Origin of the sequence: Pedobacter sp. (genome assembly GCF_040513095.1) — a bacterium.
Classification (GTDB): domain Bacteria; phylum Bacteroidota; class Bacteroidia; order Sphingobacteriales; family Sphingobacteriaceae; genus Pedobacter.
On the sequence record NZ_JBEVDX010000094.1, the window covers coordinates 52,145 to 68,658 of the forward strand.

Consider the following 16,514-nt stretch of genomic DNA (forward strand, 5'->3'; position numbering starts at 1 on the left):
CTGAAAGTTCGTACAAATGGCCAGAGATTTGCTTAATATTGACTATCTTATATCTAAAGAATGAATCAAATAAAATCTCTGGCCATTGCTTTTTCTGCCATCATATTATTTAGTTATCATGCACAGGGCCAGTCTAAATTAGGCACGCTGCTCAAAAAAGTAACCACTACAAAGAAAGCGGCCGGAACTACTACCACAACAACGACTACAACTTCAACTACTGCCGCCAAACCTACAGCTCTGGAAATTGGATCAGGGATCAAGGAAGCTTTGGAAGCAGGTATATCAAGAGGAGCCGACCTTCTCTCTGCTAAAGATGGATACTTAGGCAATATCGCCGTGAAGATCTTATTTCCACCTGAAGCTCAGAAAGTTGAAAAAACCCTCCGGAGCCTGGGCCTGGGATCGCTGGCAGATAATGTAATCACTAGCTTAAACCGCGCAGCAGAAGATGCCGCAAAAGAAGCTAAACCTATTTTTGTTTCGGCCATTAAACAAATGACTGTAACCGATGCTACAAATATCCTGCTTGGAAATCAGAATTCTGCTACCGAATATTTCAAGAAAGCTACTACAGCACAGCTGATGGAAAAATTTAAACCTGTAATTGCTACCAGCCTTGATAAGGTCGGTGCAACAAGATACTGGAGCACTGCCACAGGCCAGTACAATAAACTGCCTATGGTTACACGCGTAAATACAGATTTGTCTGATTATGCCACTCAAAAGGCTATCGATGGAATGTTCATACAGGTAGCGCAGGAGGAACTGACGATCAGGAACAACATTGGAGCACGTTCTTCTACATTACTGCAGAAGGTGTTTGGCTACGCCGATCAGTTAAAATAGCCGTACAGCGGCCTAAAATGTACAGTAGCCTGCATGCTTTTTAAAAAATAGCATTACTCATAAAAAAAAGCTACTTTTATACAGAACAATTACGAATAACATACAAGTATATTGGATTTTAAAGATTTTAATTTTAACCCCGATCTTTTAGAGGGTTTATTAGCGATGGGTTTCAGAAATGCAACTCCAATACAACAGGAAGCAATTCCACTCATCCTTGCGAAAAAAGACTTAATAGCGTGTGCTCAAACAGGTACTGGTAAAACAGGGGCCTACCTGCTGCCGGTCATGAATATGATCAGCCAGACTGAGAACCGCCATAATAATACACTGATCCTCGCCCCTACCCGCGAACTTGCACAGCAAATAGATTTACAGGTAGAAGCTTTATCCTATTTCACCAATATCAGTTCATTAACTGTATATGGTGGCGGAGACGGCATCGCATACGAACAGCAGAAACGCAGCATGCGCGAAGGTGTGGATATCATTATTGCTACACCAGGCAGGCTGATCTCCCATCTTTCTTCAGGGTTGCTGAAACTTGACCAACTGCAGCACCTGGTGCTGGACGAGGCCGACAGAATGCTGGACATGGGCTTTTACGATGACATTATGCGCATCGTAAGTTTCCTTCCGGAGAAACGCCAGACGGTACTGTTCTCGGCAACGATGCCACCAAAAATCAGGAAGCTGGCCAGCACACTGCTGCATGAGCCTGAACAGATCAGCATTGCGATTTCGAAACCGGCAGCCGGTATAAACCAGCAGGCTTATCTGGTGCATGATGCCCAAAAAGTAAAACTGCTCACAGAGCTGATGAAAAATGTGGAATACCCGAGTATCCTGATATTTGCTTCTACCAAGGAAAAAGTGAAGAATCTTGGAAAGGTTTTCCGCGGACTGGGCTTTAAGGCCGAGGCTTTTCACTCTGACCTGGATCAGAAAGAACGCGAAGCGATCTTATCTGAATTTAAAAATAAACGTGTACCTGTGCTGATCGGAACAGATGTATTGTCAAGGGGTATCGACGTAGAAGGTATCTCCCTGGTGATCAACTTCGACGTACCTCATGACCCTGAAGATTATATCCACAGGATCGGACGTACTGCCAGGGCCGCAACTACAGGAACAGCAATTACTCTGGTAAACGACAAAGACAAACGCAAGTTTGCCAACATCGAAAAGCTCATCGACAAAATGATTACCAGAATGCCTTTACCGGAACATCTGGGAGAAGCACCTGCAGAAGGCGAAAGCCCCGCATCAGGCGACCGCAAACCGGAACAGAGAAAGCCACAGCGCAAGTTCTGGAAAAAGAAACCCAAGACAGCAGGCAGCGCGCCCAAGTCTGAATAACATTGAACAGGAGTAACGAAAATTGCTCCTGTTTTTTTTATCTTTACTGTTATGCAAAACCTACCTCCATTAGCAGAACGCATGCGTCCGCACAATCTGGATGAGTATGTTGGCCAGAAACACCTGGTAGGGCCTGACGCAGTTTTGCGAAAAGCCATCCAAAGCGGCCAGCTGCCCTCTATGATCTTCTGGGGCCCGCCTGGAGTTGGTAAAACTACTTTGGCCTTTATCATTTCACAGGCCTTAGACCGCCCATTCTTTAACTTAAGTGCCATTAACTCCGGTGTAAAGGATATCCGTGAGGTGATTGACAAAGCTGCACTCCTGAAGGACAGCTTGCTGGGTTTGCCTATCCTGTTTATCGATGAGATCCACCGCTTCAGCAAATCGCAGCAGGACAGCCTGCTGGGAGCTGTGGAACGCGGACTGGTTACGCTGATCGGAGCTACTACAGAAAATCCTTCTTTCGAAGTTATATCCGCATTGTTATCCCGCTGCCAGGTTTACATCCTAAAGTCGCTGGATGAGGCGGAACTATCGGGACTGCTGCATACGGCAATCCAAGAAGATGTGCTGCTGAAAGAAAAGAAGATCACCATAAAAGACCACGAAGCGCTGATCCGTTTGTCCGGCGGTGATGCCAGGAAACTACTGAACGTACTGGAAATCGCTGTGAACGGGATCGGCGGCAAGACTATCGTGCTTACGAATGAAAATGTACTGGAACATGCCCAGCAAAATCTTGCCCTGTATGATAAAGCCGGTGAACAACATTATGATATCATCTCTGCCTTTATCAAATCGATCAGGGGCAGTGATCCCAATGCAGCTGTTTACTGGCTGGCCAGGATGATTGAAGGTGGCGAAGACCCGCTCTTTATTGCACGCCGCTTACTGATCCTTGCCTCCGAAGATATCGGCAATGCCAATCCCAATGCGCTCTTACTGGCAAATAATTGTTTCCAGGCTGTAAATGTAATCGGTTATCCTGAAGCCAGGATTATCCTGGCACAGGCAGTGACCTATCTGGCATCATCTGCAAAGAGCAATGCCTCATACGAAGCGATCAACCAGGCGCAGCAGCTGGTTAAACAAACAGGAAATCTTCCTGTACCGTTGCATATCAGAAACGCACCTACCAAACTGATGAAGAACATCGGCTATGGTAAGGATTATAAATATTCACATGGTTACGAGGGAAATTTTGCTGCCCAGGAGTATCTGCCGGATCTGATCAGCGGCACTAAGCTGTATGATCCGGGTAAAAATCCGGCGGAGGAAAAATTGCGCGAAAAGCTCAGACAAAACTGGAAAGACAAATATAATTACTAATTATGTTCTCTAAGTTTTTACACCACCAGTGGATTGGTTTCTGGAGATCGAGAAATAAAGGCGGAACTATCGCAGCACAAGTGATTCTGGTTTTTTTTGCACTATATCTTATCGGAGTATGCTTTCTGTTAGGCTTTGTAATGGAAGACCTTATTGATAAGTTCCTGCCTGGCCGGGATGTATTCACCGTATTCAATGGCATGATCCTTTATTATTTTGCCATCGATTTCATCCTGCGCCTCCAGATACAGGAATTGCCTACCCTGGCTATCACGCCTTACCTGCACCTGAATATCCCGAAGAGGAAGCTGGTGAATTTTCTGCAGTTCAGATCGTTAATGTCGGTGATCAATATTTTTCCACTCATTATTTTTTTTCCGTTCTGCATCCGGAATATCGGCCCGGAATATGGGAATTTTACCTGCGCCATCTATCTGACTGCGATATTTTCTCTGGTTATATTTAACAATTACGCTGCGCTGTATTTCAAAAGGGTATCGGCAGAAAACATAAAGATTGTCATCCCTGCCATTCTGCTTTTAGCAATTGTTGGCGGACTTGAATACCTCAAGATCTTTTCCATAGCAGCATTCTCAGATCAGCTTTTCAGCTTTATTGTGGCTCATCCGTTTGCGGGCCTTGTCTTTCCTTTACTTGCGATTATCATCTTTCTGATCAACGACAGGTACCTCAGGAATAATCTCTATCTGGAGAACCTTAGTTCTGGTCAGGAAAAGAAATCCAGCACAGATTATCCTTTCCTGGACTCGTTCGGCGCAGCAGGTACACTTGCGGCACTGGAAATCAAACTCATTTTGAGAAACAGACGACCTAAAGCGACGGTGACAAAGGCGTTGCTCCTGCTGTTTTACGGTTTCCTGTTTTATAAAGGGGATCTGATAGCTTCCAATCAATTCGGAAAAATGCTTTTTCCCGCAGTTTTTATGACGGGCAATACGATCATGATTTACGGACAGTTTATGTTTGGCTGGCAGGCGGCTGAATTTGATGGCATGCTGGCTAACCGGGTCCAGATCAAAGATTTTTTCGGGGCAAAGCTGATTCTTCTGACAATTTCAGCATCAGTGCTGACCATCCTCAGCACATTTTATGCCTATCTCAGCTGGAAAATCCTGATTATACATCTTGCAGCTTACCTGTACAATATTGGGGTAAGTACCATCATTGTGTTGTATTTTGCTACAAGAAATTACAAGCATATCGACATCAGCAAGGGAGCACAGTTCAACTGGGAAGGTGTAAGTGCCTCAACGATGCTGCTTGCGCTGCCGATCCTTTTATCACCCTACCTGATTTACCTTCCCCTCTCACTGATTGGCCCATACTGGGGACTGTTAGGCATCACAGTTCTGGGTATTGCAGGGCTGCTCAGCCGCAGCTTCTGGATCAGCTTCCTGGTCAGAGAATTCAATAAGAGGAAACACAAAATCGCCGCAGGCTTCAGAGAAAGATCATGATCATAGAAATAAACAAACTCAAAAAAATATATGCCGGCCGCACGGTTACTGACATTGAACAGCTAACGATCAACACCGGCGAAACGGTGGGTGTGGTAGGTAACAACGGCGCGGGTAAAACCACCTTGTTCAGGATGCTGCTTGATCTTATACGCCCTGATTCGGGAGAGATATTATCTAAGGGTAAAAATGTAGCTGCAGCTGATCAGTGGAAGCAGTATACAGCTTCGTATCTGGACGAAGGCTTTCTGATCGACTACCTCACTCCCGAAGAGTATTTCATATTTATCGGCGGTCTGCATCATATGGGTCCCCGGGAAGTAATGGATTATCTGCATGGTTATGAAGAGTTTTTTAATGGTGAAATCCTCGAAAGGGGCAAGTACATCAGAGATTTTTCAAAGGGAAATCAAAATAAGATAGGTATAACTGCGTCACTGATGCAGCAGCCCGAATTGCTGGTCCTGGACGAACCTTTTGCCAATCTTGATCCTACAACACAAATACGCCTCAAGGCGCATCTCAGGTTGCTGAAATCCGGTAAGCTAACGACACTGATCTCCAGTCATGACCTGAACCATGTAACCGATGTGTGCGACAGAATCATCCTTTTTGAAAAGGGGAAGGTGATCAAAGATATTTATACCACGGAGAATACACTGGAGGAACTGGAAGCCTATTTTTCACAATAATGTACAGAATTGTAGTCGCCCGCAAATGCAGGCATGCCAATTATGCAGGAACTGAAATGTAATATCCTTGTGTTTATATACTAAAACCCACAAAACTTTAACTTGGCATCACCTTTGTTTTAGAGCACATATTAACAAATCAATTATGAATATGACTACTTCAAAATTTAAAATAGCTACATTCAGTATAGCTTTATCAATAGCTGCAATGGGATTTCAAGGCTGCGACAGTTTAACAAAAACTCAGAAAGGTGCTGGTATTGGTGCTGCTGCAGGTGGTGTGCTTGGTGCTATTATTGGCAAAAAAGCAGGTAACACTGCAGTTGGAGCAATTATAGGTGGAGCAGTAGGCGGTACAGCCGGTGGTTTTATCGGTAAACGAATGGATAAACAGGCTGCAGAAATTCAGAATACAATTCCAAATGCAGAAGTGGTACGTGAGGGTGAAGGGATTATTGTGAAATTTGACAGCGGTATCCTATTTGATTTTGACAGTGCAAACTTAAAGGCACAGGCTAAAGACAATGTGAAGTCGCTGGCAAACTCTATCAACGAGTATCCAAACACAGAAATCAGGGTAATTGGCCATACGGACAACAAAGGAACTGAATCTTATAACCTGAGCTTATCTGAAAAAAGAGCTGCTGCTGTAAAAGCTTACGCTGTTGCTCAGGGTGTACCTGCGTCACGTTTAAGTACGCTGGGTAAAGGTTTTTCTGAACCAATTGCAGACAATACTACTGAAGCAGGAAGAGCTGCCAACCGCAGGGTTGAAGTAGTGATCACTGCAAATGATCAATTGAAAAAAGAAGCTGCTGCACAGGCAAACTAAGCTGTATATCTAACTATGAAATAAAAAAACCCGGAGGACGATGTCTTCCGGGTTTTTTTATTGAACGATAGTATCGTTCTATTGATAGATGTCTTCGAAATAAGTGATTGTGAGCGACTTTAAAAGCAGTTCCTGCTCCATCATTGCGAAGGAAGGAACGGGTTTTAAAAGCTTCCAGTGCGGCCATCCGTCCTGATCTAACCCTTCCAGTTCGTAAAAGCCCATCTCGCTTAACAAGCGGCAGGTTGCAATATGCATAAGTTCTTCTTTCTGACGCTTGCTGTATTTGCCCGGCCCCTTGCCTAATTCCTGAACACCTATTAAAAATAACATTACCTTCAGATCTGGTATATCTGAGTCGAATTCCTGAGCAATCTTTTGCTGCAGAACCTTCCATTTTGCATTTATTTCTGCTGGCTTCATATACAAAGATAGAAACAAAAGAAAGGTTTATGACATTATAATTCATACATAAGTTTTGAGATTTGTTACTTTTAACCCATAAAAACAGAAACGAATGAGTACAATCCTATCAACAGGGCTGCTTGCCTACGGCATGTCCGGCAAATTATTTCAGGGTCCTTTTATCAATGCACACCCGGGTTTTAAACTTTATGCAGTTACTGAACGTCATCAAAAAAACGCAGAGAAAGACTTCCCTGGTATAGTCAGTTATGACACTACGGATGAGTTGATAGCTGATGAAAATATCGACCTGATCGTTATCAATACACCAAACTTCCTGCATTATGAAAATGCTAAAAAGGCATTACAGGCAGGTAAACATATTCTTGTAGAAAAACCATTTGCAGCAAATACGGAAGAAGCAAATGAGATCTTTGAACTGGCAGACAAACTTGGTAAAAAAGTATTTGTTTTCCAGAGCCGCAGATGGGACAGTGATTTCAACGCTGTCAAACAAATTGTTGAAAGCGGAAAGCTGGGCAAGCTATCTGAAGTCAACTTCAGGTACGACCGCTATAAAGCGGGCATCGGTGTGAAAAGCTTTAAAGAAGAGCTGGTACCAGCTACCGGCCTGCAGTATGACCTTGGCCCTCATTTGCTGGACCAGGTGATCAGCCTGTTCGGAAAACCGGAGGCTTTTCATAAGATACTTGGAAAAAACAGGCCGGGCACTAAAGTAGACGACTATTTTTCTATCCACCTGAGCTACCCCAACAGCCTGAATGTTTTTGTTCATGCCAGCATGCTGGTAGTGGATGTGCAGCCTTCATTTGTACTGCATGGCGAGAACGGAAGTTTTATCAAGGAACGTGCGGACATCCAGGAAGAACAATTGCTCCGTGGGATCAAACCTAATGACGCAGGTTTTGGTGTAGAAGCCAGAGGTAAAGAAGGCAGGTTAACACTTATTGATAAAAATGGCGAGAGGACACAGGAACTGGTACCTTCTGAAAGTGCTACTTACCTGTCGCTTTTTGAAGACGTGTACCAATCGGTAGTTAATGATAAACCTTTCCCGGTAAAAAGGGAGCAGATACTTGCACAGCTGGAAATATTACAGGCACAGTAATGGGTCCGTATTATATTTTAATTGCGGCCTTTATTGTTGCGCTCTATTTTATCTTCAGAAAGAAAGGATCTTTGCAAATTTCCCCTGCCGGGCTGACCGGAGAGGAGAAGAAAATCCTCTCAGACCATGTGAACTTTTATCACAGACTGACTCCTGAAGCGCGTTTGAAGTTCGAGGCGCTGGTGGGTGACTTTTTAAGCGGTGTCCGTATTGAAGGAGTAGGTATTACGCCGGATGTACTCGACCGCATGTTGGTTGCATCCAGTGCAGTTATTCCAGTTTTTGGATTTGAGCACTGGAAATACCAGAATATCAGCAGTGTGTTATTATACCCAGACACCTTTAATAAAGATTTTCAGTTTGAAGGCGGGGAGGAACGCAGTATCCTTGGTATGGTAGGTACAGGATACATGAATGGTCAGATGATCCTGTCGCGCTCTGCTTTACTGCAGGGCTTTTCTGCCGCAGCAGGAAAAGAGAATACGGCAATACATGAGTTTGTGCACCTGCTGGATAAATCAGACGGTGCTACGGATGGTATTCCGGAAAACCTGATGCCTCATCAGTACATTATTCCCTGGGTAAAGATGATCCATCAGGAGATTGGTAAGATTGAACAGGGCAAGTCAGACATTAATCCTTATGCCATAACAAATGAAGCAGAGTTCTTCGCGGTGGTCTCTGAATATTTCTTTGAAAAACCAGAACACTTTAAAGACAAACATCCGGAACTTTACCGGATGCTTGCTGGTACTTTTTTACAGGATCCCGCTAAAGAGCAGCCAATAAGGCAGTGATAAACTCCTTGGTAACCTCCATATGAGGGATGTGGCCGCATCCCTCAAATTCTATGAGTTTGGCTTTGGGTATGCGGGCAGCTGTTTGCTTGCCCAGCAATTTGTACTGGCCGTGAGCAGCCTGCATTTCGGGGCTTAGCAATCCTTTTCCAACAATGGTTTTATCCTCCCTGCCTATAAATAGCGTTGTGGGAACGATAATGTTCGGGAATTCATACAGCACAGGCTGTTCATAGATCATGGTAAAAGTCATGGCCGCCACTTTCGCATATCTCGGAAAATCGGCACTGCCGGTAACTCCCGCGCCTATCTTTACCAGTTCATCATACTCAGGCTTCCATGCAGTAAAATAGGAAGTCTGATAATATTTTTTGATGCTTTCAGCCGTGGCTTTAAGTTCTGTTTTGTATTGCTGTTCTGTAGTGGTATAAGGTACAAACTGGCGGTAATCTTCCAATCCGATAGGATCTTCCAGCAATAGCTTCTCTATAGTCTGGGGGTACATCAGGGCGAACCTGGTAGCCAGCATACCCCCCATGGAATGGCCAAGGATATTTGCTTTCTGAATACCCAGGGTATCCAACAATGCTTTATTCCAGCGGGACAGCTGGTGAAAGCTGTAATGGATAAATGCTTTGGATGATTTACCAAAACCGATCTGATCAGGAACCACTACCCTGAATCCTTTAGCTGTCAAGGCCCTGATCACATTTGCCCAGTAATAACCGCCGAAATTCTTACCATGGAAAAGTACCACTGTTCTTCCGTTGGCGTTCTGAGCAGGTACAATATCCATATAAGCCATACGGATGTCCTGCCCTTCTGTATGGATGGGGAAGAATTTTACGGGGTAAGGATACTTTATATTTTCTAATGTGATGGAAAGTGTATCTGTCTTCTGGGCAAACGCAGAAATGGAAAGGCAAATTAAGAGAAAGGATGAGGCAAGAAGTCTTCTGAACATAGTTTTTCGTTTTCCTTTATGAAACAGTTAAGACAGGCTGAAAGTTCTAATGTTAATGATTATACAGCAAAGGCCCCGTTCCCTGCAGGATAACAGGAAATGGGACCTTTGGTTAAATCTTCTTATTTTTTAAGTGTAAAGGGAATATTTACACCAAAAGTGATGTTGCGGCCCATATTATAGATACCGAGTGTAGGATCTTCGTCACTCAGTCTGCCTGGTTTAAATCTGCTTAAATGATCATAGTAAGCTTTATTCAACAGATTTTTACCGGCTGCGTAAACTGTTACCACCTGGTTTTTACTCAGTTTCAATGTAGTTCCAATAGCGGCATTTAATAAGGTATATCCGGCCGTAGGCTGCTCAAAACTATCGATCTTGCTTTGTCTCCAGAAGTTGTCAATGCCTACAGAGATATAGGAATGTGACGTACCGGCAATCTTTGGTTCGAAACGCAGTTCATTACGCAAGGCAGCTGCAGGAGTAAATGGAAGCGATTCTTTTGTAGTCCTGTTAGTAGCCCTTGTATACGAGAAACTATTTTCAAAATGGATCAGACTAACCGGGTGCAGTGTAAAGGTAGCCTCTACACCACGGAGAAAGGCATCGTCCTGAACGAAGTTGTACACAGGGTAATCTCTGCCGTCAACATCTATATTCTGTCCATTGGTACTGTAATAAATATAGTTATTGATGATGTTGGCAAAAGCACCCAGGCTTGTGCTCACATACTGGTTCTGATACTCAAAAGAGGCATCAGCCTGGTAACTTTGTTCTGGTTTAAGGTCCGGATTACCTACCTCGTAGCGGAATGCACCTTCATGCACACCATTGGCAGACAACTCTGCAATATTGGGTGCCCTGAAGGCACTTCCGGCATTGGCTTTAAAACTCAGGGCTTCATTAAACTCGTGGGTATAACCTAAAGCACCGGTTACATGCGAGAACTTGTTGGAAAAAGCACTGAACTGTGAATCGCCGTCAAATGCCTTACCGGTCATTTTTCTATAGTCGAAACGTACCCCTGCATTAAAGGTATCATTATCCCATGTTTTTTTGACATAGGCAAAACCGCCCACACCTTGTGAGTCATAGTCAGGAATCAGCTGTTCAGCACCTGTAGTATTTATACTGTGCATGAACTCGCCCGAAGCACCCAGTACAGGAGCCCATCCATTAACTTCTTTGAAAGAATATTTAAGGTCATAGCTGTAGGTATAACTGTTAAGGAATAAAGCCAGTCCGTCCTCTCCCGCACCTTCCAGTTCCCTGCGAAGGTTATGCTGATAACCAAGCGTTGCTTTCAGACTTCCATCGCCCAAAAGGATATTACTGTTCAGTGCGATCTTATAGTGGCGTACATCCTGCTTTGGGTATGCTAAAGTCCTGTCTTTATTTTGTGCATCAGAAAAAGTATTACCGTCATCATCTACCAGCTGACCTGCATCATTTCTTACAGGCTCGTAGAACCCGATATTGGTACGGAAACTGGAAGCGTCCAGATGCGCATATCCCCATTTTTTGTTCAGGCCGATCTGTCCTTCAAAGTTTGTTTCATTGAATCCTGAGTTTGGGACAAATTCAGTTGGTGTTTTGTAGGAGTACGCATTCTTGTACGACCCGCGCAGCTTATAGATGAACCCGTTCTCATTACCCTGCAGCATCAGTGAACTTCCGGTAAGTCCGTTATTGCTTGCATAATTTGTAAGGAATTCTCCTCTCAATGTGCCATCCGGTGCAGGCAGTCCGTCCAGGATATTGATTACACCGCCCAATGCATCAGAACCGTACATCAAACTTGCAGGGCCCTTCAGCACCTCTACATGATCAGCACTGTACTGGTCGATTTCAATACCATGCTCATCTCCCCATTGCTGTCCTTGCTGTTTTACACCATCACTTACTGTAACCACGCGGTTATAGCTCAATCCGCGGATTACCGGTTTGGATATCCCCGGCCCTGTAGTTACCTGGGCAACCCCCGGTACCCGGGAGATCGCATCGATCAGGTTAGTTGAAGGATGGTATAAAAGATCAGCTTTGCTTACCGCAGAAACAGAAGTACTGTTCTTGCGGTTATCTGAACTTGAGGCAGACCCGGTGATCACGACTTCTCTGCCTTCAATTACGCTGGCCTGTAAGGCAAAATTAAGCGCGCCGGCACTGGCCAGGTCGACAGACTGGGTAATGCTTCTGTAACCGATATAGCTAACCTGCACAAGGAAACGTCCGCGCGCAGGTATATTTTTGATGACAAATTCTCCGTTTTGATTAGTCACAGCAGAACTACGCAGGTCGGGGATTGAAATAGTGGCACCCGGAAGTGGTGATTTTGTCTGAATGTCAGTAATTCTGCCCCTGAACTCTGTCTGTGCGGCAGCGGATGTAACATTGAAGGTAAAAACGGAAAGTAGTACGCCTAAAAATAGAAGTATCTTATTCATAAAAGTATAATTTTCGCCAAGGGATGCAGCGCTGAAGCTACTGCAAAATCCTATTAGCACATGATTTCATTTGTGTGTAATTTGCTGAAAACCAAATATATTTCAGCAGATACCTGTGTATGATTAAAACAGGTACATAAAATTTCGGAATGAGATCAGGCTGAAGGAGGACCACGCAGAGAAGTGCCTATTAATGCAGTATAACCGGCTTTAATCAAAACATAGGATTTGATCAAAACAACACTGCGGGACTTCAGCTCAAAGGAATGGGTACTTTTTAGATAATCTTTTTCAAAGTGTGCGGAGCAGATCAGACAATTATGGGATTCATTGCCGATATGCGTCTTGTGCATACACATCTTACCATATTTGGCGCAGTCATTCTGCTCCTCTTCATGATGATGAAGTGAACTCCATGGAGTTAGTGCAATGGCAAATACCCAGAGCATTAAAACCGCAAAGGTCCGTTGAATATGTAAGCGTTTCTTTTTCAATTGAACTGTAAAAGTAAACAAATATGGTTCATTCGTGTAATTATAAAGTAACAAAGCTTTTATAAAACCATAAAAAGAATAAATCACGTATATGCAGGTACTTATGGCATAGTAACTGTACTCCATATTGCAGTATTTCTTTAGTAAAACACAAATCACATGGCAACGGCACAACAAATAAAAACAGGCTATATCGATTATGTACTAACGCATGACGAGCAGCCCAAATCTGTTTATAGTTTCGTGAAAAAATTGAAGATCACTGAATCCGAATTTTACCAGTTTTATGCCTCTTTTGAAGGTATTGAAAAAATGATCTGGGCAGACCTGACTATAGATACAATTGACACTATCAGGCAACAGGAAGTATGGACGCAGTATTCATCAAGAGACAGAATGCTTTCATTTTTCTATAGTTATGTGGAAGTGCTGAAAAAGCAACGTAGCTTTATTGTATACAGCCTGAAACAACCTGGAGCCAAATTTTCTACACCGACTGTACTGTCCGGCGTAAAACCCATATTTGAGAATTTCGCCGAAGAACTGATCAGTGAGGGAGTGGAAAGCGGAGAACTTGCCGACCGCAAGTTCCTGACAAAAAGATATAAGGATGCCCTCTGGATACAGTTTGCATTTATTATAAATTTCTGGGTAAATGATGACAGTACAGGATTTGAAAAAACCGACGAAGCAATTGAAAAAGGTATCAATGTAACCTTTGATCTGTTCCAGCGCTCAGCACTCGATAATCTTTTTGATTACGGAAAGTTCCTGTCAAGAAACAGCCGGTTTACAGAAAAAATGAGGAAATAAGATCATATGAACGAACAGAACAGTATTCCTGTCACCAAAGTTGAACGCTCTGCCAAATTTGTAAAAACAGGTTTCCAGATTGGCGGAAATTATATCAAGCATTACTCTAAAAAACTATTTAACCCTGAACTGGGAAGGGATGAGCTCAACGAGGATAATGCTACCGACATTTACAAATCCCTGAGTGAACTGAAGGGAAGTGCGCTGAAAATCGCGCAGATGCTGAGCATGGACAAGAATATTCTTCCCAAATCTTACGTTGATAAGTTTACTCAGTCGCAATACAATGCCCCTCCGCTCTCGGGTCCGCTGATCGTAAGGACTTTTACAAAGAACTTTGGCAGGACTCCTGAAATGATTTATGATAAATTCAATATCGTTTCGACCAATGCCGCGTCTATAGGCCAGGTACACCAGGCAGAACTGAAAGGTAATAAACTGGCCGTGAAGATCCAGTATCCCGGTGTGGGCGACAGTATTTCTTCGGACCTGAAACTGGTAAAACCTTTTGCCTTCCGTTTACTGGGAATGAGCGAGAAGGAACTGAACATCTATATCAAAGAGGTAGAGGAAAGGCTGCTGGAGGAAACCGATTACGAACTGGAAGTACGGCGATCTATAGAAATTACACAGGCCTGCAAAGTGCTTCAAAATGTAGTTTTTCCAACCTATTATCCTGAATTATCAGGCAAACGGATTATCACGATGGACTGGATTGAGGGCCTTCATTTGAAGGAGTTCCTGCAAACCAACCCTTCGCAGGAACTGCGCAACAAGATTGGCCAGGCCTTGTGGGACTTCTATAATTTCCAGCAGCATGAGCTAAGAGCCGTGCATGCAGATCCGCATCCGGGTAATTTTATGATTACCCCCGACGAGAAACTTGGGGTGATCGACTTTGGCTGTATCAAGGAAATGCCGGCCGATTTTTATGACCCTTTCTTTTCACTGATCTCCTCGGATGTGGTGAACGACAAACAGAAAACGATTGAAGCCTTCAGGAAACTGGATATGATCCATGACAGTGATACACCAGCACAGATAGAATTTTATTACAAGGCCTATCTCGAAATGATCCAGCTTTTTGCGAAACCCTATCTCAGTGACACCTTCGATTTTAGTGAGCCTGAGTTTTTTGCGAAGTTGTATGCATATGGAGAGAAGATCGCCAAAATGCCTGAGTTTAAACAGGCACGCGGTGTAAAACACTTCATTTATGTGAACAGAACTAACTTTGGATTATATACTATATTACAGGAACTGAAAGCTGTAGTTAAGACTGACACCTTTAAACCCCATGTTGCATGAAGATCCTGCTGACCGGTGCTAACGGCTATATCGGAACACGTCTTTTGCCCGTTCTGCTGGAACAGGGACATGATGTAGTGTGTATGGTGCGCGATAAGCGCCGTTTTGCGGAGGAGTCGGATTTTGGGGATAAGGTCAGGATTATCACAGGTGACCTGCTTAAACCGGAAACACTGGAAAATATCCCGGCAGATATCGAAGCCGCCTATTACCTGGTGCATTCTATGTCATCCGGAGGAAGCGAATTTTCTGAACAGGAGTTTGAATCGGCAATGCATTTTGTGAAGGCCATCCAGAAAACATCCTGCAAACAGATCATTTACCTGACGGGAATTGTCAATGATGAAGATCTTTCCAAGCATCTTACTTCGCGGTTAGCCGTAGAAAAAGAACTGAAGAAATCAGGAATAGCCTACACCATCTTACGCGCAGCGATCATTATCGGATCCGGAAGCGCTTCCTTTGAGATCATCCGCGACCTGACGGAAAAGCTGCCGGTAATGGTTGCACCCAAATGGGTAAACACCAGATGCCAGCCTATTGGAATACGCGATGTGCTGGGTTATCTGAGTGGTATCCTCATGAATGAAAAAGCCTTTAATGAGACCTTCGACATCGGTGGACCAGATATTCTTACCTATAAGGAGATGATGCTCCAGTATGCACGCTCCCGGGGATTAAAACGCTGGATTTTCACTGTACCTGTTCTGACTCCAAAATTATCATCCCTCTGGCTAAACCTGGTAACTACGGTGCCATATTCGCTGGCCCGGAGCCTGGTAGACAGCATGAAAAACGAAGTGGTATGCAAGGATAATCATATCAATGAAGTGGTCCCGAGAACATGCTTCAGCTATATGGAAACCCTCAAGCTTGCCTTTGAAAAAATTGAGCAGCATTCTATTGTTTCCAGCTGGAAAGATGCGCTTAACCGGGGTTACCTGGACACTTCTTTTATGGACCAGGTAAAAGTACCTCAAAAAGGAACATTGCAATACAAGGTAAAGATGCCATTTGAAAGAAAGGCGGAGGAGGTATTTGAGAACATATGGGGCATCGGAGGCAGCAGGGGCTGGTATTATCTGGACTGGCTCTGGAACCTGCGGGGCTTTCTGGATAAAATGTTTGGTGGTGTAGGAACCAGAAGGGGACGCACCAGCAATATTACACTGCAGGCCGGTGATGTACTGGATTTTTGGAGAGTGCTTTTGGCTGATAAGAAAAATACGAGGTTACTGTTGTATGCTGAAATGAAAGTTCCCGGGGAAGCGTGGCTTGAATTCAAGATTGTCGATTTTCACGGCAAGCCTTACCTGTCACAGATAGCAACATTCAGGCCATCAGGATTATGGGGAAGGCTCTACTGGTATTCCATGTTTCCTTTCCATCTGGTGCTCTTTAAGGGTATGGCAAAAAAGATTACCACGTACCAGCCAAAATAAAAGGAGTATAGTCGCCACAACTATACCCCTTTCTAACCTAAAAACTTATACATAAGACATCAGTAAAGTAAAAAGGTTTGATTGGCATCAATATTTAATTCACACCTATTAGTGGAATTTTCGTTCTTAAACCTGCATATTTGTCCTGTAAAAGTCTTTTGTTCATAAAAGTTTTT

The 16,514-nt window shown here is 43.8% G+C and carries 15 protein-coding genes; 11 read left to right on the forward strand and 4 right to left on the reverse strand.

What is annotated here, in order from left to right; all coding sequences use genetic code 11:
* Nucleotides 1–60: 60 nt before the first annotated feature.
* From ABWY16_RS11420 to ABWY16_RS11445, 6 genes are all read left to right on the forward strand, one after another.
* Nucleotides 61–849, forward strand: coding sequence for a DUF4197 domain-containing protein (locus ABWY16_RS11420; protein ID WP_353904774.1), 789 nt, complete (start codon nucleotides 61–63; stop codon nucleotides 847–849).
* A 111-nt stretch (nucleotides 850–960) separates the two neighbouring features.
* A complete protein-coding gene (locus ABWY16_RS11425; RefSeq protein WP_353904775.1) occupies nucleotides 961–2,208 on the forward strand; it encodes a DEAD/DEAH box helicase in 1,248 nt (415 codons plus the stop codon).
* A 51-nt stretch (nucleotides 2,209–2,259) separates the two neighbouring features.
* Complete coding sequence (locus tag ABWY16_RS11430; RefSeq protein WP_353904776.1) at nucleotides 2,260–3,540, forward strand: replication-associated recombination protein A; 1,281 nt, start codon at nucleotides 2,260–2,262, stop codon at nucleotides 3,538–3,540.
* A gap of 2 nt (nucleotides 3,541–3,542) precedes the next feature.
* Nucleotides 3,543–5,018 (forward strand): DUF5687 family protein, encoded by a 1,476-nt coding sequence (locus ABWY16_RS11435; RefSeq protein WP_353904777.1) that lies wholly within the window; start codon nucleotides 3,543–3,545, stop codon nucleotides 5,016–5,018.
* Nucleotides 5,015–5,710, forward strand: a complete 696-nt coding sequence (locus tag ABWY16_RS11440) for an ABC transporter ATP-binding protein (protein ID WP_353904778.1) — start codon at nucleotides 5,015–5,017, stop codon at nucleotides 5,708–5,710. Before ABWY16_RS11435 ends, ABWY16_RS11440 begins: the two co-directional genes overlap by 4 nt.
* Nucleotides 5,711–5,861: 151 nt before the next feature.
* Nucleotides 5,862–6,542 (forward strand): YiaD family glycine zipper/OmpA-like lipoprotein, encoded by a 681-nt coding sequence (locus tag ABWY16_RS11445; protein WP_353904779.1) that lies wholly within the window; start codon nucleotides 5,862–5,864, stop codon nucleotides 6,540–6,542.
* Between the two features lie 78 nt (nucleotides 6,543–6,620).
* Here the strand turns inward: ABWY16_RS11445 and ABWY16_RS11450 are convergent, their stop codons facing one another.
* Nucleotides 6,621–6,965 carry a hypothetical protein gene (locus tag ABWY16_RS11450; protein WP_353904780.1) on the reverse strand — a complete coding sequence of 115 codons (345 nt, stop codon included), beginning with the start codon at nucleotides 6,963–6,965 and terminating at the stop codon, nucleotides 6,621–6,623.
* Between the two features lie 94 nt (nucleotides 6,966–7,059).
* Here ABWY16_RS11450 and ABWY16_RS11455 point away from each other — a divergent pair, with 94 nt between their 5' ends.
* Both ABWY16_RS11455 and ABWY16_RS11460 read left to right on the forward strand, forming a co-directional pair.
* Nucleotides 7,060–8,076: a Gfo/Idh/MocA family oxidoreductase gene (locus ABWY16_RS11455; RefSeq protein ID WP_353904781.1), complete on the forward strand. Its 1,017-nt coding sequence runs from the start codon at nucleotides 7,060–7,062 to the stop codon at nucleotides 8,074–8,076.
* On the forward strand, nucleotides 8,076–8,873 hold the full coding sequence (locus ABWY16_RS11460) for a M90 family metallopeptidase (RefSeq protein ID WP_353904782.1): 798 nt from the start codon (nucleotides 8,076–8,078) through the stop codon (nucleotides 8,871–8,873). The genes ABWY16_RS11455 and ABWY16_RS11460 overlap by 1 nt, the downstream gene beginning before the upstream one ends.
* Here the strand turns inward: ABWY16_RS11460 and ABWY16_RS11465 are convergent.
* The 3 genes from ABWY16_RS11465 to ABWY16_RS11475 all read right to left on the reverse strand — a co-directional run bounded on the left by ABWY16_RS11465 (nucleotide 8,848) and on the right by ABWY16_RS11475 (nucleotide 12,730).
* A complete protein-coding gene (locus tag ABWY16_RS11465; protein WP_353904783.1) occupies nucleotides 8,848–9,837 on the reverse strand; it encodes an alpha/beta fold hydrolase in 990 nt (329 codons plus the stop codon). The genes ABWY16_RS11460 and ABWY16_RS11465 overlap by 26 nt on opposite strands.
* A 122-nt stretch (nucleotides 9,838–9,959) precedes the next feature.
* Entirely contained in the window at nucleotides 9,960–12,281 is a 2,322-nt protein-coding gene (locus tag ABWY16_RS11470; RefSeq protein ID WP_353904784.1) for a TonB-dependent receptor, read from the reverse strand.
* A gap of 155 nt (nucleotides 12,282–12,436) precedes the next feature.
* Nucleotides 12,437–12,730 (reverse strand): hypothetical protein, encoded by a 294-nt coding sequence (locus ABWY16_RS11475; protein ID WP_353904785.1) that lies wholly within the window; start codon nucleotides 12,728–12,730, stop codon nucleotides 12,437–12,439.
* 204 nt (nucleotides 12,731–12,934) lie between these two features.
* Here ABWY16_RS11475 and ABWY16_RS11480 point away from each other — a divergent pair, with 204 nt between their 5' ends.
* From ABWY16_RS11480 to ABWY16_RS11490, 3 genes are read left to right on the forward strand one after another with little or no spacing between them, the layout of a single operon-like run.
* Nucleotides 12,935–13,588, forward strand: a complete 654-nt coding sequence (locus ABWY16_RS11480; RefSeq protein WP_353904786.1) for a TetR family transcriptional regulator C-terminal domain-containing protein — start codon at nucleotides 12,935–12,937, stop codon at nucleotides 13,586–13,588.
* 6 nt (nucleotides 13,589–13,594) lie between these two features.
* Nucleotides 13,595–14,896 (forward strand): ABC1 kinase family protein, encoded by a 1,302-nt coding sequence (locus tag ABWY16_RS11485; protein WP_353904787.1) that lies wholly within the window; start codon nucleotides 13,595–13,597, stop codon nucleotides 14,894–14,896.
* The gene (locus ABWY16_RS11490; protein ID WP_353904788.1) at nucleotides 14,893–16,338 is read left to right on the forward strand and encodes an SDR family oxidoreductase; all 1,446 of its coding nucleotides are present in this window, start codon (nucleotides 14,893–14,895) and stop codon (nucleotides 16,336–16,338) included. Before ABWY16_RS11485 ends, ABWY16_RS11490 begins: the two co-directional genes overlap by 4 nt.
* Nucleotides 16,339–16,514: the final 176 nt, after the last annotated feature.